At 65.1% G+C, this 17689-nt stretch carries 16 protein-coding genes; 9 read left to right on the top strand and 7 right to left on the bottom strand.

Translation table 11 applies throughout. From position 1 onward, the window contains the following. Positions 1–19 precede the first annotated feature (19 nt). A complete protein-coding gene (locus AC3RCP_RS28040; RefSeq protein WP_007929135.1) occupies positions 20–631 on the top strand; it encodes a 3'-5' exonuclease in 612 nt (203 codons plus the stop codon). Between the two features lie 123 nt (positions 632–754). Here AC3RCP_RS28040 and AC3RCP_RS28035 read toward each other — a convergent pair whose 3' ends face one another. Beyond that, positions 755–1207: an Lrp/AsnC family transcriptional regulator gene (locus tag AC3RCP_RS28035; RefSeq protein WP_007930752.1), complete on the bottom strand. Its 453-nt coding sequence runs from the start codon at positions 1205–1207 to the stop codon at positions 755–757. Between the two features lie 161 nt (positions 1208–1368). Between AC3RCP_RS28035 and yedA the strand changes: the two genes are divergently transcribed. Further along, positions 1369–2283 (top strand): drug/metabolite exporter YedA, encoded by a 915-nt coding sequence (yedA, locus tag AC3RCP_RS28030; protein ID WP_009045765.1) that lies wholly within the window; start codon positions 1369–1371, stop codon positions 2281–2283. A gap of 72 nt (positions 2284–2355) precedes the next feature. Here yedA and AC3RCP_RS28025 read toward each other — a convergent pair whose 3' ends face one another. Both AC3RCP_RS28025 and AC3RCP_RS28020 read right to left on the bottom strand, forming a co-directional pair. Further along, complete coding sequence (locus AC3RCP_RS28025) at positions 2356–5223, bottom strand: discoidin domain-containing protein (protein ID WP_492571883.1); 2868 nt, start codon at positions 5221–5223, stop codon at positions 2356–2358. 289 nt (positions 5224–5512) lie between these two features. Then, positions 5513–5968, bottom strand: a complete 456-nt coding sequence (locus AC3RCP_RS28020; protein ID WP_085534561.1) for a hypothetical protein — start codon at positions 5966–5968, stop codon at positions 5513–5515. 213 nt (positions 5969–6181) lie between these two features. Here AC3RCP_RS28020 and rhlE1 point away from each other — a divergent pair, with 213 nt between their 5' ends. Beyond that, positions 6182–7516, top strand: a complete 1335-nt coding sequence (gene rhlE1 / locus AC3RCP_RS28015) for an RNA helicase RhlE1 (RefSeq protein ID WP_009045762.1) — start codon at positions 6182–6184, stop codon at positions 7514–7516. A 178-nt stretch (positions 7517–7694) separates the two neighbouring features. Here rhlE1 and AC3RCP_RS28010 read toward each other — a convergent pair whose 3' ends face one another. Both AC3RCP_RS28010 and AC3RCP_RS28005 read right to left on the bottom strand, forming a co-directional pair. Next, positions 7695–8936, bottom strand: a complete 1242-nt coding sequence (locus AC3RCP_RS28010; protein WP_492571882.1) for a TIGR03862 family flavoprotein — start codon at positions 8934–8936, stop codon at positions 7695–7697. A gap of 1004 nt (positions 8937–9940) precedes the next feature. After that, the gene (locus tag AC3RCP_RS28005; protein WP_007928907.1) at positions 9941–10861 is read right to left on the bottom strand and encodes a histone deacetylase family protein; all 921 of its coding nucleotides are present in this window, start codon (positions 10859–10861) and stop codon (positions 9941–9943) included. Positions 10862–10935: 74 nt separating this feature from the next. On the opposite strand from AC3RCP_RS28005, the gene AC3RCP_RS28000 reads away from it, so the two are divergent. The 3 genes from AC3RCP_RS28000 (at position 10936) to AC3RCP_RS27990 (ending at position 13066) form a co-directional block, all read left to right on the top strand. Next, positions 10936–11505: a GNAT family N-acetyltransferase gene (locus tag AC3RCP_RS28000; RefSeq protein ID WP_007928906.1), complete on the top strand. Its 570-nt coding sequence runs from the start codon at positions 10936–10938 to the stop codon at positions 11503–11505. Positions 11506–11606: 101 nt separating this feature from the next. Further along, complete coding sequence (tesB, locus tag AC3RCP_RS27995; RefSeq protein ID WP_007928905.1) at positions 11607–12476, top strand: acyl-CoA thioesterase II; 870 nt, start codon at positions 11607–11609, stop codon at positions 12474–12476. Then, positions 12473–13066 (top strand): HAD family hydrolase, encoded by a 594-nt coding sequence (locus tag AC3RCP_RS27990; protein ID WP_007928904.1) that lies wholly within the window; start codon positions 12473–12475, stop codon positions 13064–13066. Before tesB ends, AC3RCP_RS27990 begins: the two co-directional genes overlap by 4 nt. A gap of 120 nt (positions 13067–13186) precedes the next feature. Here AC3RCP_RS27990 and AC3RCP_RS27985 read toward each other — a convergent pair whose 3' ends face one another. Continuing rightward, a complete protein-coding gene (locus tag AC3RCP_RS27985) occupies positions 13187–14164 on the bottom strand; it encodes a hypothetical protein (protein WP_101339205.1) in 978 nt (325 codons plus the stop codon). After that, on the bottom strand, positions 14164–15060 hold the full coding sequence (ypfJ, locus tag AC3RCP_RS27980) for a KPN_02809 family neutral zinc metallopeptidase (RefSeq protein WP_492571881.1): 897 nt from the start codon (positions 15058–15060) through the stop codon (positions 14164–14166). The genes AC3RCP_RS27985 and ypfJ overlap by 1 nt, the downstream gene beginning before the upstream one ends. Positions 15061–15199: 139 nt before the next feature. On the opposite strand from ypfJ, the gene pcaQ reads away from it, so the two are divergent. The 3 genes from pcaQ (at position 15200) to pcaG (ending at position 17568) form a co-directional block, all read left to right on the top strand. Beyond that, on the top strand, positions 15200–16129 hold the full coding sequence (gene pcaQ, locus AC3RCP_RS27975) for a pca operon transcription factor PcaQ (RefSeq protein WP_009045756.1): 930 nt from the start codon (positions 15200–15202) through the stop codon (positions 16127–16129). A 103-nt stretch (positions 16130–16232) separates the two neighbouring features. Next, positions 16233–16952, top strand: a complete 720-nt coding sequence (gene pcaH, locus AC3RCP_RS27970; RefSeq protein ID WP_492571880.1) for a protocatechuate 3,4-dioxygenase subunit beta — start codon at positions 16233–16235, stop codon at positions 16950–16952. Positions 16953–16962: 10 nt separating this feature from the next. Next, entirely contained in the window at positions 16963–17568 is a 606-nt protein-coding gene (pcaG, locus tag AC3RCP_RS27965) for a protocatechuate 3,4-dioxygenase subunit alpha (RefSeq protein WP_101339203.1), read from the top strand. Positions 17569–17689: the final 121 nt, after the last annotated feature.

The following is a 17689-nucleotide window of genomic DNA, read 5'->3' as shown; positions in this document are numbered from 1 at the left end:
TGTACGGAGCTGGACAGGTTTGGAACGCATCGCAGTCATCGACTTTGAAACCACCGGGATCTCCCCGAGCAGCAGTTGCCGGGCCACGGAAATCGCCGTGGTGATCCTTGAGCAGGGGCGCATCGTCGAGCGTTACCAGAGCCTGATGAACGCCGGCGTGCGGGTGCCGGCCTTCATCGAACAGCTGACCGGCATCAGCAACGCCATGCTGCGCGGCGCGCCGCCGGCCGAGCAGGTGATGAACGAGGTCAACGAGTTCGTCGGCACCACGCCGCTGCTGGCGCACAACGCTGCGTTCGACCAGAAGTTCTGGGACTACGAACTCGGCCGGATCAAGCGCACCCGCTTGCAGAACTTCGCCTGTTCCCTGTTGCTGGCGCGACGGCTGATGCCGGCGGCGCCCAACCACAAGCTCGGCACCCTCACCAGTTTCGCCAGCCTGCCCCATACCGGCCAGGCTCACCGGGCCATGGCCGATGCGGAAATGGCCGCCAACCTCACCGCCCACCTGGCGCTGGAGCTGCGGCAGAAACACGGGCTGCGCGAGCTGTCCCACGATTTCCTGTGCAAATTGCAGAAAGTGCCGGCCGCCAAGATCGGCGAACACCTCAAGCGCCATCGCGGCGCCTGACTCCCGTAGCCGCTGCCGCAGGCTGCGATAAGGCTCGAAGAGCCTTCCGAGGCCCTCAAGAGCGCGTCTCCTTCGGAGCCGATCGCAGCCTGCGGCAGCGGCTACAGTCGGCGCTGGCTGGGTTCACTTGCCGTTGCTTTCCAGATGCCCCAGCGGCACGCGCTGTTCGATGGCGCTGGAGAGCACGATCGAGGTCTTGCTGAACCCGTACTTCGCCACCCGGTTGATCAGCTCTTCCAGCTCCGGCATCGAGCCGACGGCGGCGCGCATGATCACGCACGGATCGCCGGTGACCCGCTGGCATTCGGTGAGTTGCGGGATCCGGCTCAGTTCGTCGTAGGCCTTCTGATTGCCGTGCTGGGCCATGCGCAGTTCGATCACGCACTGGATCGGCAGCCCGAGCTTGGCCAGGTCGACCTTGGCCTGGTAACCGGTGATCACTCCGCTGGCTTCGAGTTTGGCCACCCGTTCGGCCACGGCCGGGGCGGAGAGGTTCACCTTGCGCGCCAGCTCGGCGTAGCTCGCTCGGCCATTTTCCAGCAGGGCGGCGAGGAGCATGCGGTCATATTTATCCATGATAAGGCTCTCAAACTCAGCGACTTTCGAAAGCATGGTTTATAGCCAGAATCTCCATGTTTTGAAAAGTGTACCGATGCTTTAAACAGGTTTTGTAACTTAAGTTCCGCCGGCCGGCTTTCTAGAATAACCCTCTCCCTCGTCCTGTCTTCGAGCTTCCCATGCCTGGCCTACGCCGTTTTCCCTTGCCCCTGATTGCCGCCTTTTTTGCGTTGTACGTGATCTGGGGGTCGACCTACCTGGTGATCCGTATCGGTGTCGAATACTGGCCGCCGCTGATGCTCGCCGGCATCCGTTTCGTTATCGCCGGCAGCCTGATGTACGGCTTCCTGCGCTGGCGCGGGGCGCCGGCACCGACCTGGGCGCAATGGCGGGCGGCGGGGGTGATCGGCATCCTGCTGCTGAGCTGCGGCAATGGCGCGGTCACTGTCGCCGAACACATGGGCGTGGCGTCCGGAGTGGCGGCCCTGGCGGTGGCCACGGTGCCGTTGTTCACCCTGCTGTGCGGTTACTTCTGGGGCGCGCGCAACACTCGCCTGGAATGGGCCGGGATCGTCCTCGGGCTGATCGGCATCGCCATGCTCAACCTCGGTTCCAACCTGCAGTCGAGCCCGACCGGCGCGGCCTTGCTGGTGTTCGCGGCGGCGGCCTGGGCCTTCGGTTCGGTGTGGAGCAAGCACCTGCCGTTGCCGCAAGGGGCGATGGCCAGTGCCGTCGAGATGCTGGTGGGCGGCGTGGTGCTGCTGATCGGCAGCTGGTTGAGCGGCGAGCAACTGGCCGCCGTTCCGCCGATCGAAGGCTGGGCAGCCCTGGCGTACCTGATCGGTTTCGGCTCGATCATCGCCTTCAACGCCTACATGTACTTGCTCAAGCATGTGCGTCCGGCGGCGGCCACCAGCTATGCCTACGTCAACCCGGCGGTAGCGGTGCTGCTGGGGATCGTGTTTGTCGGCGAGACCATCGGCCTGGAGGAGGCGCTGGCGATGGTGGTGATCATCAGTGCCGTGGTGTTGATCGGCCTGCCGCAGTGGAGCCGACCGAAAGTGAAAGTGCTGGCGGAAGAAACGACTGCCTGACACTGGCGGTCGTGATTGCCTGAACCCCCGGGCGAGCGCGCTGCGTTCGCCCGGGGGGCAGTTACAGGGGCATCAGTTACAGGCGCCTTCGTCGCGCCAGACCTTGCCGCTGCCTTCGCCTCCGGTATACGCCGGGTTACCCGGTTCATTGCCCTGGGTCCACCAGCGCGCGGTATAGAAGTGGCCGTTGTGGCTGACCTTGTTGCCGGTCAGGTACGCGCTCTTCGCGTTCCATTGCCCCAGGCAGAGGCTGGGTTGTCCACCTTCCTCGACGCTGACCTTCACGTTGTGCTCGCTGACCGCTGTGTGATGGCCGTTGCTCAGTTCGAGGCTGAAGCGGTAGTTGGCGTCCTTGCCGGTCTTCGGTGCGATGAACGTCAGTTGCGGCCCGTTGGCCTGGAAACTCAGGCTCGGGGTGACGCTCCAACGGTACTCCAGGGGCAGGCCCGCGGGGTCGCTGGAGCCCGAGGCGTCGAGCCGGACCTGCTCGCCGGCCTTGGCTTGGGTCGCACCGTTGATGCTCGGTAGCGGTGGCTCGACCTGAGTGTCGTTGTCGCATGGCCCCAGATCCTTCCACACCTTGCCGCTGCCGTCGGCGCCGGTGAAGTTCGGATTGCCGGGTTCGCTGCCCTGTACCCACCAGCGGGCCATGTATTGGCGACCCTTGTGCTGCACCTGGTTTTTCTCCGTATAGACCTTGCCGGCTTCCCACTGGGCTTGGCAGCTGGCCGCGTTGCCGCCGGCCTTGACCAGCACTTCATGGCTGGCGCTGCTGCTCTGCTTGCCGTTGCTCAGCTTCAACGTGAAGCGGTAGCGGGTGTCGCTGGCCCGTTCGGGCGCGCTGAAGCTCAGGCGCGGGCCGTCGAAGCTGAAGTCCAGGGCCGGCGTCACTTCCCAGGCGTAACTCAGGGCATTGCCCTGCGGGTCGCTGGACGCGGAGGCATCCAGGACCACCTGCTGCCCGGCCTCGGCCTCGGTCTTGCCATTGATCACCGCCACCGGCGGCAGGTCGGCGTCGACCGGCTTGAGGGCGGCGGACTTGACCTCGTTGTCGGCGCTGAATTCGCCATCGGCGAGCAGCGTCCACGGACCGTCCGGGCCGGCGCCGCCATACACCTGGTAATCCTTGATATTGCCGCTCAGGCCCTGGTCCTGGCGTGGCAGGTAATGCAACTGGGAGAAGCGGCTCTCGGTGCCCAGGTCGATCACCAGTTGATGGGGATAACCGGCCCCGGTCGCCGAGGCCCAGTAGGACTTGGGGTTGCCGTCGAGGATGTTGCTGCCGGGCGAACCGGCCTGGGTGCTGCTGGCGGAGTGGATGCGCCAGCCGCGGGGCAGGGATTTGCCGCGGGCATCGGCCAGGTGCAGTTCGGCGATGCTGGCGCCTTCCTTGCCATCCACCGAGGAATTGGCCACCAGCCGCACATAACGCGCCTTGACGGTTTCGTTCTGGGTGGCGAAGGCGTGACCCTCGATCACCATGCCGGCCACGCTCTTGTTCTTTTCCACACGCAACGCCAGGTACCAACGGCCGGCCTGCGGATCGTTGACCGCCAGGGCCACGCCGTTGTTTTCCAGGGAACGGTAGTCATAGTCGCTGACGCTTGGCTGGCTGCCCTGCTTGAGCAGCAGTTGGACCTTGCTCGACGACTCGTTCTGCGGGCCCTGGGTCACGCTGAACACCAGGCGCTGGGTGCCGCTGGGGACGTCCAGGGGGAAGTAGCGTATTTCGTCCTTGGCCAGATCGACCGACTGTTGCAGCAAGGGTGTGGCTTGCTCGTCGGCCAGGGGCACCACGGCAGGCGCGTAGGCGGAGATCTTCGCTGCGTTCTCGCGCCAGACCCTGGCCATGTTCGCGGTCTGCGCATCGCCCAGCGGCACTCCACGGCTGTCCTTGAGATCCGGGTTGGAGTAGTAGGGCACCTGGTTGCCGCAGAGGATGGTGCCGACCCGGCCGTTGTTGTAACCGAAGCGGTAGCTTTTGCCGTCCGAGCAGTGGCTGCCGCCGATGTTGTGCGCCAGTTCATGGCGAAACACCGTCGGCCCATTGATGTAGTTGATCGAGTAGCGCCCGTTGACGTAGGCCCAGCCGACGGCCGTGTCCTGGCCCGGGACGCCGCGCACGAAGCTGGCGACCAGGTCCGGGCTGTACTGCTTGATGCCGTCGGCGAACACTTTGCTGACCTGGCTCAGGGAGCCTGTGGTGATCGGCATGTCATCGCTGACCACCTGGGTACCTACCAGGCGTAAACGCACGCCCTGGATCTGCGATTGCTGCACGGCGCGGTTGACCGCCACCACCTGTGCCAGGGCATAGGCTTCGGGGTCACCGATAAACCTGGCCGACGCCTCCGAGAAGCCTGCCAGCAGGTCGATGAGGATGTCCCCGTTGGCGCTGCGATCAAGCTGATAGCTGCGTTGGCCGCTGCGCGATTCGAGCAGGTTGGGCTGCTCCTTGCCCGGGACTTCCAGGGAGTCCTGGGCATGGGCCGGGCGTTGCGGGCCGTCGAAGCGCAACAGCGACTGCTGGCCATCGGCGGTGCCACGAATGATCGCATTGGCTTGCGGCAACAGCGCGACGAAGCTGCCATCGGCGCGACTGGCGACAATCATTTCGTCCTCCGGCTGCAAGCTGCGGCTATGGGTCTTGCCGACCAGCACCCTGAGGTCCTTGAAGCCATCGGCCGTGGTCGGCACGAGGCTGCGGATGCTCAGGCCGGTTTCCTGTTGCAGGCGTTGGGTGCCGACCTCGGCCGTACTGCGGGCTCCCGGGGCGAGGGTCTGGAGGTTGATGAAGGGGCCGCTCTGGGCGGCCGGAGCCTGCGAGCCGGTCTCCTGGGCCAGTAGCTCGCCGCTCACGGGCAACAGTACGGCCGCCGCGAGGCTGGCGCAGTAAAGGCGGTGGGCGCGGGAAAACGCGGTCAATCTGAAGCGAGGCATAACCATTCCTGAAACCGCACGGACGCCCCCCAGCCGATCGGGATCGACAGAGTGCCTGTGCGGGTAAGTGATGAATAAGGAGGTGTGCCGGCGGCCGGGATCATAGGCGGTGGGTCACTGCCCTGTACATTGACCCGGCGGCTTTTCGTACCCGTCCGAAACGCTCGGTGTCCGGGCGCAAGGTATTTTTACGTGATGCCTGGAAGAGGCCTCCGCTTGAGAGTGTCGGGTAGCGCGCGAGCAAAAACGCCGGGCATTGCCCGGCGTTTTTTGTTCCAGCCTGTCGTACTCAGTCCGGGTTGGACAGCATCACCAGCGCTAGCAGTACCAGGACGAAGGCCAGCATGAACAGCAGGCTGATCCCGGCGACGCGCCACAACGAGAAGAAAGGCCCCTTGCTGAGTTTGTGTTCGATGACAACCGGACCGAAGAGCTGGCGTGCGTAGGTGTTCATCGCAAAAATCGGTGGCAGTACGAAGACCACGGCTGGAACGCTTTCCGGCAGCACCGCGCCCAGCACCATCATCAGGATGAGCAGGCCGATACCGATGTACCAGGCCTTCTTCACTTCGCTTTCACGGCCGAGCGCCTTGAGGTTGGCGGCGATCATGTAGGACCCCGCCACGGAAGTGCCGAGGAAGGTGGCAAGGCCGACAGCGTTGATACTGTACAGGCGCAATGGCGCAGTCGCCGCCGGGGTCTGCAATTCGGCGGTCGGTGTCTGGAAGGGGTTGGGTGTATCCATACAGGTCAGGCTCCTGGATCTTCAAAGGTGCGATAGGGAAAAAGGGGCTGAATTCTCCTCCCGTACCTCAAGGCGCGTCCACCTGCATTCTTCATGCCCGCCAGCTGGCGAGCTGTAGCGGGGCAACTCGTCAGCCCGAAAGAAACCCGCCTGAATTAGGGTAAACTGCCGCCCATTGCACACCTGCGCTGACAATCTCCCTACGGTATCCCCATGACATTCGCCACTCTTGGCCTGATCGAACCCTTGCTGCGCGCCCTCGAAACGCTTGGCTACCAGACCCCGACACCGGTGCAGGCGCAAGCCATTCCGGCGGTGCTGGGCGGTCGCGACCTGATGGCCGCGGCCCAGACCGGCACCGGCAAGACCGCCGGCTTCGCCTTGCCGCTGTTGCAGTTGCTGGCCATGGAAGGGCCGAAAGTCACCGCCAACTCGGTGCGCGCCCTGATTCTGGTGCCGACCCGCGAACTGGCCGAACAGGTGCACGAAGCGGTGCGCCAGTACGCCGAGAACCTGCCGCTGCGCACTTACGCGGTATACGGCGGCGTCAGCATCAATCCGCAAATGATGAAGCTGCGCGGCGGCGTTGACCTGCTGGTGGCCACGCCGGGCCGCCTGCTCGATCTGTTCCGCCAGAACGCGCTGAAGTTCAACCAGTTGCAGACCCTGGTGCTGGACGAAGCCGACCGCATGCTCGACCTGGGCTTTTCCGAAGAGCTGGCGAACATTTATCGCGCCCTGCCGAAAAAGCGTCAGACCCTGCTGTTCTCCGCGACCTTCTCCGATGACATCCGCCTGCTGGCCGGGCAGATGCTCAACGACCCGCTGAGCATCGAAGTCAGCCCGCGCAACGTTGCCGCCAACACCGTCAAGCAATGGGTGGTGACGGTGGACAAGAAGCGCAAGCCGGAGCTGTTCAGCCACCTGCTGCGCAAGAACCGCTGGAAGCAGGTGCTGGTGTTCGCCAAGACCCGCAACGGCGTGGACGCGCTGGTGGAAAGGCTGCAGGGCCAGGGCGTGAACGCCGACGGCATCCATGGCGACAAGCCCCAGGCCACCCGCCAGCGGGCGCTGGACCGCTTCAAGGCCAGCGAGATCCAGATCCTGGTGGCCACCGATGTCGCGGCCCGTGGCCTGGACATCGAGGACTTGCCGCTGGTGGTCAACTTCGATCTGCCGATCGTCGCCGAGGATTACATCCACCGCATCGGCCGCACTGGCCGCGCCGGCTCCACCGGTGAGGCGATCTCGCTGGTGTGCGCCGATGAAGTGAACCTGCTGTCGGCCATCGAGATGCTGACCCGCCAGACCCTCAAGCGCCACGACGAGCCGGACTTCATCCCGGAGCACCGGGTGCCGGAAACCGACGCCAGCGGCCAGGTGATCAAGAAGCCGAAAAAGCCGAAGAAACCCAAGACTTCCGGCGGTGGCGGCAAGCGCAACCTGGGCAAGTGGGTGGACAGCGGCGAAGTGGCCGAAGCCCCGGCGGTGAAACCGGTGCGCAAGGTGCCGGCGTTCAACACCGGGCCGCGCAAGCGCAAGCCGTAAGCCAGAGGCCAACACCGCCCCTGTAGCCGCTGGCGCAGCCTGCGATCGAGGACGCAGTCCTCGTAAAACCAAACGACCCGGTTCTCCTGGAGAAGCCGGGTCGTTTGCTTTGGCGGCCGCTGCGCGGCCGTTCGCAGCCTCGCTTCGCTCGGCAGCGGCTACAGGGCGTAGGCCGGGTTCAGGCCTTTTCCCGCAACCACTCGAGCATTCCCAACCCCGCTGCCCGCCCACTGGCGAAACACGCGGTGAGCAGGTAGCCGCCGGTGGGTGCTTCCCAGTCGAGCATCTCCCCGGCGCAGAACACGCCGGGCAATTGCTTGAGCATCAGGCGTTGGTCCATGGCCTCGAACGTCACCCCGCCGGCGCTGCTGATGGCTTCGTCCAGGGGCCGGGTTTTCACCAGGGTCAGCGGCAGGGCCTTGATCGCCTTGGCCAGCAGCGCCGGGTCGGCGAAGCAGTCGGCGCTGGTCAGTTCACGCAAGAGCGCGGCTTTTAACCCCTCGATGCCCACCTGGCTGTGCAGGTGCTTGGCCATGGAGCGCGAGCCCCGTGGCTTGCTCAGCGCGGCCTGGATCCGGTCATGGGGTTTGCCCGGCAACAGGTCGATATGCACCGTGGCGGTGCCGTGCTTGTTGATTGCCTCGCGAATCGGCGCCGACAGCGCGTAGATCAGGCTGCCCTCGATCCCGGTGGTGGTGATCACGCACTCGCCGAGGCGGGGTATGTCGTCGTTCAGGCCAATGGCCACGTTCTTCAGCGGGGCACCGGCGAACTTGCTGCGCAGCAGATCGCTCCAGTCCTGCACCTCGAACCCGCAGTTGCTCGGTTGCAGGGGCGCCAGTTGCACGCCGCGCTGCTCCAGCGGCAGCATCCAGGCGCCATCCGAACCCAGGCGCGACCAGCTGCCGCCACCCAGCGCCAGCAACACGGCGTCGGCCTGAACCGATTTTTCGCCTTCCGGGCTGTGGATGCGCAGGCTGCCATCGACATTCCAGCCGAGCCAGCGATGGCGGGTGTGGATAACCACGCCGGCATCGCGCAGGCGCTTGAGCCAGGCGCGCAGCAGCGGCGCGGCTTTCATGTCGGTGGGGAACACCCGGCCCGAGCTGCCGACGAACGTCTCGATGCCCAGGCCGTGAATCCATTGGCACAACGCCTCGCTGCCGAACTCGCGCAACAGCGGGGCCATCTGTGGGGCCCGTTCGGCATAACGCGAGAGGAAGGCCGGGTAGGCCTCGGAATGGGTGATGTTCATGCCGCCGACCCCGGCCAGCAGGAACTTGCGGCCTACCGATGGCATGCCGTCGTAGAGATCGACGCGCAGGCCCGCCAGGCTCAGCACCTCGGCCGCCATCAGGCCGGCGGGGCCGCCACCGATAATGGCGACGTGATGGGGCTGGGTGGTGCGGGATAAGGTCATGGCGGGCGGCGGCGTGGCGGAATAAGCCGGGCATTCTACCCGAGGCAGGCCCGTCGCCAATGCTCCATGCGTCCCGCAGCGGCTTATGCAGGGGGCTGATCAAAAAACGTTCAGTGCTCTGCAGGGCTTGTATCCCATGGGCTGCAGAGGCTTGCGCGCAGGTTATCCACAAGCCGCTCCACAGAGATTGGGGGTAAGGCACCCACAATTCCATGACCGCCTGATGAAGGTTTTTGTAGCCGCTGCCGCAGGCTGCGATAGGTCCGCAGGACCTCCAGCGCCAGTGCCGACGCCAGCGACCGTTCCGGTCGATCGCAGCCTGCGGCAGCGGCTACAGGTGTTGGTCGAAAAATGAGCAGTGGGCTGGAAGGCTTGTATTGCCTGGCGTGCAGCGGCTTACGCTCAGGTTATCCACAAGCGGTTCCACAGCGGTTGGGGGTAAGACGCCCATCTTTTGATGACAACCTGATGACGCGACCAGCCCCTATTTCCGTAGCCGCTACCGCAGGCTGCGCAAGGTCCGCAGGACCTCCAGCGCCAGTGCCGACGTCAGCGAGCGTTCCGGTCGATCGCCGCCTGCGGCAGCGGCTAAAGGTGTTGGTCGAAAAATGAGCAGTGGGCTGGAAGGCTTGTACTGCCTGGCGTGCAGCGGCTTACGCGCAGGTTATCCACAGGCGGCTCCACAGCGGTTGGGGGTAAGACGCCCATCTTTTGATGACAACCCGATGACGCGACCGGCCCCCGTTTCCGTAGCCGCTGCCGCAGGCTGCGACAGGTCCGCAGGACCTCCAGCGCCAGTGCCGACGCCAGCGAGCGTTCCGGTCGATCGCCGCCTGCGGCAGCGGCTACAGGTGTTGGTCGAAAAATGAGCAGTGGGCTGGAAGGCTTGTATTGCCTGGCGTGCAGCGGCTTACGCGCAGGTTATCCACAAGCGGTTCCACAGCGGTTGGGGGTAAGACGCCCATCTTTTGATGACAACCTGATGATGCGGCGGCGCTCATTTTTCAATGGCAACCCAATGACGTCCACACCCGTTGCGCGCTGTGGTGCAGGATACCGTGGCGCCGGGCCAGGGCCTGGCGGTCCTTGCTGTAGCCACCGCCGATCACCCCCAGCACCGGGATGTCGCGGCCCAGGCAATGGCGCATCACCTGTTCGTCGCGGGCGGCGACGCCCTGGTCGGTCAGCTTCAGGTAACCCAGGGCATCGTCCTGGTGCACATCCACCCCGGCGTCGTACAGCACCAGGTCCGGCTGGTACAGCGGCAGCAGGTAATTGAGGGCATCGTCGACCACCTTCAGGTAGTCGGCGTCGCCCATGCCCATTGGCAGGGGGATGTCCCAGTCGCTGCTGGCCTTGCGCGCCGGGAAGTTTTTTTCGCAGTGCAGCGAGACAGTCACGGCATCCGGGGTATGTTCGAGAATCCGCGCGGTGCCGTCGCCCTGGTGCACGTCGCAGTCGAAGATCAGCACCCGGCCGACCCGTCCGGCTTCCAGCAGGTAATGGCTGATCACCGCCAGGTCGTTGAAGATGCAGAAGCCCGCCGGGTGGTCGTAGTGGGCGTGATGGGTGCCGCCTGCCAGGTGACAGGCCAGGCCATGCTCCAGGGCCTGTTCGGCGGCCAGCAACGAGCCACCGACGGCGCGCACGGTGCGCCGGGCCAGGGCTTCGTTCCAGGGCAGGCCGAGGCGCCGCTGGTCTTCCCGCGACAACTCGCCGGCCATATAGCGTTCGATATACCCAGGGTCGTGGGCCAGGGCGAGAATTTCCCTGGGGCATAGTTCCGGGCGCAGCAGGTCGGCATCGCGGGTCAGGCCGCTGTCCACCAGGTGGTCGCGCAGCAGGCGAAACTTGTCCATGGGGAAGCGGTGCTCCGCCGGGAACTCAGGGCTGTAGTCTTCGTGGTAGATCAGCGGCAGTGGCATGGCAATTTCATGTAGGAATCCGAAAAGGATCCTACCAGCGATGTAGACTGGCACGCATGGAAATGGAGGGGACGATGGAGCCGATACTGCAACTCGAAAGTGCTCGACTGCTGTTGCGCCAGTGGCGCGACGAGGATTTGCCGGCGTTCGCGGCGATGTGTGCCGACCCGCAGGTGATGCGTTATTTTCCGGCCCCCTTGAGCCGCCTGGAAAGCGCCGCGCTGATCGGTCGGATCCGTGGGCATTTCGCCGAGCACGGTTTTGGCACGTGGGCGCTGGAGCGCAAGGATACCGGGGCCTTTATCGGTTTTACCGGGTTGGGCGTGGTGGGCTTCGAGGCGCCGTTCACCCCGGCGGTGGAAATCGGCTGGCGCCTGGCGCGCGAGCACTGGGGCCTGGGCTATGCCAGCGAAGCGGCCTGGACCGCGCTGCGCTGTGGTTTCGATCGCCTGGCCCTGAAGGAGATCGTCGCCTTCACCACCACCAGCAATCTGCCGTCGCAGAAAGTCATGCAGGCCATCGGCATGCAACACGCTGCGCACGACGATTTCGATCACCCAAAGCTCGGCAGCGAGCATCCGCTGCGTCATCATGTGCTGTATCGCATCAACCGCGAACAATGGTTGGAAACCTTGCATGGATAGCAGGTCGGGGGCATCTGGAGTGTGCCCATGTGTGTGAACCCGATTGAATCGACCGCAGCAGCGAAGACTGCGCGGCATTGCTCTGTGTGAGGAGAGTCTGAATGAGCCACGTGTTGGATGATCTGGTCGACCTGTTGACCCTGGAACCGATCGAGGAAAACCTGTTTCGCGGTCGCAGCCAAGACTTGGGTTTCCGCCAGCTGTTCGGCGGCCAGGTATTGGGTCAGTCCCTGTCCGCGGCCAGCCAGACTGTCGAAGAGGCCCGCCATGTGCATTCGCTGCACGGTTATTTCCTGCGCCCGGGCGACGCGGCGTTGCCGGTGGTGTACCAGGTCGATCGGGTACGCGATGGCGGCAGTTTCAGCACCCGCCGGGTGACGGCGATCCAGAAGGGCAACCCGATCTTCACCTGCAGCGCCTCGTTCCAGTACGACGAGGAAGGCTTCGAGCACCAGGACACGATGCCCCAGGTGGTCGGCCCGGAAAACCTGCCGTCGGAGCTGGAGATCACCCAGCAGCGCGCGCACCTTATCCCTGAGCACATGCGCGAGAAACTGCTGTGCCCCAAGCCCATCGAAGTGCGCCCGGTCACCGAGAAAGACCCCTACAACCCGCAGCCGGCGGACCCGATCAAATACGTCTGGTTCCGCGCCGACGGCAGCCTGCCGGACATTCCCGCGCTGCATAAATACCTGCTGGCCTACGCCTCGGACTTCGGCCTGCTGACCACCTCGATGCTGCCCCATGGCAAGTCGGTGTGGCAGAAGGACATGCAGGTCGCCAGCCTCGACCATGCGCTGTGGTTCCATGCCGACCTGCGCGCCGACGACTGGCTGCTGTATGCCATGGACAGCCCGTGGGCCGGCAATTCCCGCGGTTTCTCCCGTGGCAGCGTGTTCAACCGCGCCGGCCAGCTGGTGGCGTCGGTGACCCAGGAAGGCCTGATCCGCCACCGCAAGGACTGGGCATGAGCCTGGCCGAGGTTCGGCATTGGGTGTTCGACATGGACGGCACCCTGACGGTGGCCGTGCATGATTTCGCGGCTATCCGCGAAGCGCTGGGGATCCCGCCGGAGCATGACATCCTGACCCACCTCGCGGCCTTGCCCGCCGCCGAAGCCGCGGCGAAACACGCCTGGCTGCTGGAGCACGAACGCGACCTGGCGCTGGGTTCGCGCCCGGCGCCGGGGGCGGTGGAACTGGTGCGGGAGCTGGCGGCGCGGGGCTATCGCCTGGGCATCCTGACCCGCAATGCGCGGGAGCTGGCCCATGTCACCCTGGAGGCCATCGGCCTGGCCGACTGCTTTGCCGTCGAGGACGTGCTGGGGCGCGACGAAGCACCGCCCAAGCCTCACCCGGGCGGCTTGCTGAAGCTGGCCGCGGCCTGGGAGGTGGCGCCTGCCGAAATGGTGATGGTCGGCGACTACCGCTTCGACCTTGATTGCGGTCGCGCGGCGGGCACCCACACGGTGCTGGTCAACCTGCCGGATAACCCGTGGCCGGAGCTGGCCGACTGGCATGCCGAGGATTGCAGCGCGCTGCGGCGGATGGTGCTGGCTTAAAAAGCATCGCGGGCAAGCCTCGCTCCTACGGATCTGCGTTGTAGCCCTCTGCCGGGTACGACAACGAACCTGTAGGAGCGAGGCTTGCCCGCGATAGCGTTCTTGCTGATCTCACTCTGTTTATTGGCCGAACAATGCCTTCTGCCCCTCGGGCGAAGTGAACATCTTGTCGCCGTCATGCCCGACCCCGGGCACTTCGATCAATTGCTGTTGCAATCCCTGGGGATGGCGCTGTTTCAGGTAGTCGAAGTAGTTGTGCCCGCGAATCAAGCGGTAGGCGCCCTGGGCCTCGGCGGCGCAGCTGGTGTCCAGCGCCGGGTGGTGCGGGTCGGTGTCCTGTTTGCCTAGCAGGTAGGTGATATCGCGTTTGACGTAGCGCTGTTCCAGTTGCTGCGCGGTCTGGCCGGCGGCGTAGGCCGGCAGCTTGAGCAGGCCGTACTTCCAGCGGTTGAAACCGGGGCACGCGCCGGCATCGACCTTCACCGGGCGCTGCTCGTCGAAGTAGGCATAGGACGACGGGTTGGCGATGACGTAGCGCAGCTTGATGCCGTCATCCTCCAGGCCTGGATGGTGCTGGCCGAGCAGGGCGAAACGCTGCACCACCTGGGCGCCACCGGAGTGGCCGGCGATGACGATCTCGGTCAGGGACGGGAACTGCTGGCGATCGCTCAGCCGCGTGATGATCGCGTCCAGCACCGCATAGGAACTGATCGCCCTGGGCCCGCTGGACGGCTCGCCGGCCATCCAGTCATTGCCCTGCCAGCGCAGCAGCGAACCGGGTAATTGGTGACGCTCGATATCGCTCTGGTTGAGAAACTGCGGGGCGACCACCAGGGTGGACGCACTTTGCCCGGCCTGGCTGGCGGCCTGTTCGGCGCTTTGCAGGTAGGTCTGGGCGTTACGCAGGCGTCCGTGGACAATGATCAGCGCCCGCTGGACCTCGGGCAGCGGCCGCTGCCAGTCCTGGCTCAGGCCGATGGCCAGTTCGCCGCCTTCGAGGTTCAGCCGCGCGGGGCTGATCGTCTTGACGCCATTTTCCGCTGCCTGCGCGCCGGCGCAGATCATCCATAACGTGAGCAGCACCAGTACCCGGCGCATTACAGACTCTTCGCCGCGAAGGTGTCGCACTGGCCGACTTGGCCCTGGGTGAAACCAGCCTTGAACCAGCGTACCCGTTGCGCCGAGCTGCCATGGGTGAAGGAGTCCGGTACCACGCGGCCCTGGCCTTGCTGTTGCAGGCGGTCGTCACCGATGGCGTTGGCGGCGTTCAGGGCTTCTTCGATATCCCCCGGCTCCAGCCAGTTCAGGCGTTTCTGCGCATGGTTGGCCCAGACGCCCGCCAGGCAGTCGGCCTGCAGCTCCTGGCGCACCAGCAGGCCGCCGTCGCCTTCCATCTGCCGGCCTTGTTGGCGGGCCGCCTGGATCTTCGCCGAGACGCCGAGCAGGGTCTGTACGTGGTGGCCGATTTCGTGGGCGATCACGTAGGCCTGGGCGAAGTCGCCGGCGGCCGAGAAGCGTTGGTCCATCTCGCGGAAGAAGTCCATGTCCAGGTACACCTGCTGGTCGGCCGGGCAGTAGAACGGGCCGGTGGCGGAGGTCGCCGAGCCGCAGGCGGAGTTCACCCGGCCACGGAACAGGATGAGCTTGGGTTGCTGATAAGTGCGTCCGGCCTGTTGGAAGATCTGGCCCCAGGTGTCTTCGGTGTCGCCGAGGATGGAGCGCACGAATTCCGCCTGCTCGTCGTTGGCCGGCGGCGCCTGGCGGGTCTGCTGGGTGGTGGCGGGCGCCGAGGACTGGTCCATCTGCCCGACGAGTTGTCCGAGGATTTGCAGCGGGTCCTGGCCGGTGACCCAGCCGATGCCGACGATCAGGATAATGGCGGTCAGGCTCAGGCCCTTGCCGCCGCCAAAGCGCAGACCGCCGCCTCCACCGCCGCCACTGTCATCGCGAGCATCCACCACGTTGTCGCTGCGCCGTCCTTTTTTCCAAAGCATGGGTGAATCCTCGTTCTAATTTGCTGATCAGTGTTGCTGGTGAGTAGGGCAGACGCCAGTCCGGTCGTCAGCCTTTTGCATGCACGCTACCATGGCCCGCAGCCGCATCGATCCTGTCGCGACACATCCGGGGCCTCCTTTGAACATCGATACCCGCATCAAATTCCGTCACCTCGTATGTTTTCTTGAAATGTCTCGCCAGGGCAGCCTGGCGCGGGCGGCGGATGTGCTCGCGGTAAGCCAGCCGGCGATGTCGAAAACCCTCAAGGAACTGGAAGAACTGCTCGACACCCGGCTGTTCGCCCGGAGCAAGGCCGGGCTCAGCCTGACCGAGGCCGGCATGGCCTTTCTGCGTTACGCCGGGCCCTCGGTGCAGGCCCTGCGCGAGGGGGTGAACACCCTGCGCGGTGGCGAATATGCCGCCGGCGTGGTGCGCCTGGGTGTGCTTTCGACCGCCGAAAGTCTGCTGCTGCCGGAGGTGGTGCGGCGCCTGCACGAACGGCATTCGGCGCTGGTGGTGAGCGTGGTCACCGGCCCCAGCGCCTACCTGCTGTCGCAGTTGCGGGTCGGCGATGTCGACCTGGTGGTCGGGCGCATGACGGACAGCCCGCAGATCCAGGGCCTGAGTTTCGAGCATCTGTACAGCGAGTCCATGACCCTGGTGGCGCGCCCCGATCATCCGTTGCTGCACGGGCCATTGGACCGGCATGCGCTGGAGCAGTACCCGCTGGTACTGCCGCTGGCCGGCACCACCATCCGCAAGTTCGCCGACAGCCTGTTCGTGCAGTGCGGCATCAGCCAGTCGCGCCAGCGCCTGGAAACCCTTTCGGTGGCCCTGAGCCGGCGTTACGCGCTGTCCAGCGATGCGCTGTGGATCGCCCCGCTGGATGCGGTGCGCCTGGACCTGGCCAATGGCGAGTTGCGCGAGATCGACCTGGGGCAGCGCGAGCCGGGCGGCTCGGTGGGCATCTCCAGCAACGCCAGCCTGCCGCTGTCGCTGGCGGCGCAATGGTGCGTGGAGGTGCTGCGGGAGGTCGGGCAGGCCTATCGCGAGGGGCGTTATCCATAACCTATTGGTTATGTATTGGAGGGGGCTTTTCAATAGTCGTCGGGCTGCTGTTGTTTGAAACTGTGTGGGCTGCGCTCCATAAATCAAACAACAGGAGACCGACATGTCCGATGCAGACAGCAGTCGTTTCGTTATCCGTGACCGTAATTGGCATCCCAAGGCCCTGACCCCCGACTACAAGACCTCCGTGGCCCGTTCGCCACGCCAGGCGCTGGTGAGCATTCCGCAATCGCTGAGCGAAACCAGCGGCCCCGATTTCTCCCATCTGAAGACCGGGCGTTTCGACAACGACCTGCTGCTCAACTTCAATAACGGCGGCTTGCCGGTGGGCGAGCGGATCATCGTCGCCGGCCGGGTCTGCGATCAGTACGGCCAGCCGATTCCCCACACTCTGGTGGAGATGTGGCAAGCCAACGCCGGTGGTCGCTATCGGCACAAGAACGACCGCTACCTGGCGCCCCTGGACCCGAACTTCGGCGGTGTCGGCCGGGTCCTGACCGACCGCGACGGCTACTACAGCTTCCGCACCATCAAGCCCGGCCCTTACCCGTGGCGCAACGGCCCGAACGACTGGCGCCCGGCGCATATCCACTTCTCCATCAGCGGGCCGGCGATCGCCACGCGGTTGATCACCCAGCTGTATTTCGAGGGCGACCCGCTGATCCCGCTGTGTCCGATCGTCAAGTCGATCGCCAACCCGGACGCGGTGCAGAGCCTGATCGCGCGGCTGGACATGAGCAGCGCCAACCCGATGGACTGCCTGGCCTATCGCTTCGACATCGTGTTGCGCGGCCAGCGCAAGACCCACTTCGAGAATTGCTGAGGAGCCCGCCATGCCTATCCAATTGCTGCCTGAAACCCCTTCGCAAACAGCCGGCCCTTATGTGCACATCGGCCTGGCGCTGGCCGCCGCGGGCAACCCGACCCGCAGCGACGAGATCTGGAACCGGATGGCCGGGCCCGACGCCCAGGGGGAAAAGATCCTGCTGATCGGCCATGTGTATGACGGTAACGGCCATCTGGTGCGCGACTCGTTCCTCGAGTTCTGGCAAGCCAACCACGAGGGCGTCTACGACCCTGTGTTCGATTCGGAGAAAGCCTTCAACAGCTTCGGGCGCACGGCCACCACCTTCGATGCCGGCGAGTGGATGCTGCACACGGTCAAGCCGGGCGTGGTGAACAACGCCGCTGGGGTGCCGATGGCGCCGCACATCAACGTGGCGCTGTTCGCCCGGGGGATCAACATCCACCTGCATACCCGCCTGTATTTCGCCGACGAGCCGGAAGCCAACGCCGCCTGCCCGGTGCTGAACCTGATCGAGCAGCCGCAGCGGCGCGACACCCTGCTGGCGCATCCCTGTGACGTGGATGGGCAGCGGGCGTACCGCTTCGATATCCGCATCCAGGGGGAAGAGGAGACGGTGTTCTTCGATTTCTGATTGGCCATCCGTAACCGCGGGCGTCTCCTGCGGAGCCGATCGCAGCCTCGCGGGCTCGGCAGCGGCTACAGGGATTCCGTGCTTTCTGTAGCCGCTGGCGCAGCCTGCGATAAGGTCCGCA

This window comes from Pseudomonas sp. GW822-FHT05A08 (assembly GCF_058800485.1).
This window is presented reverse-complemented; position numbering and strand designations above follow the sequence as displayed.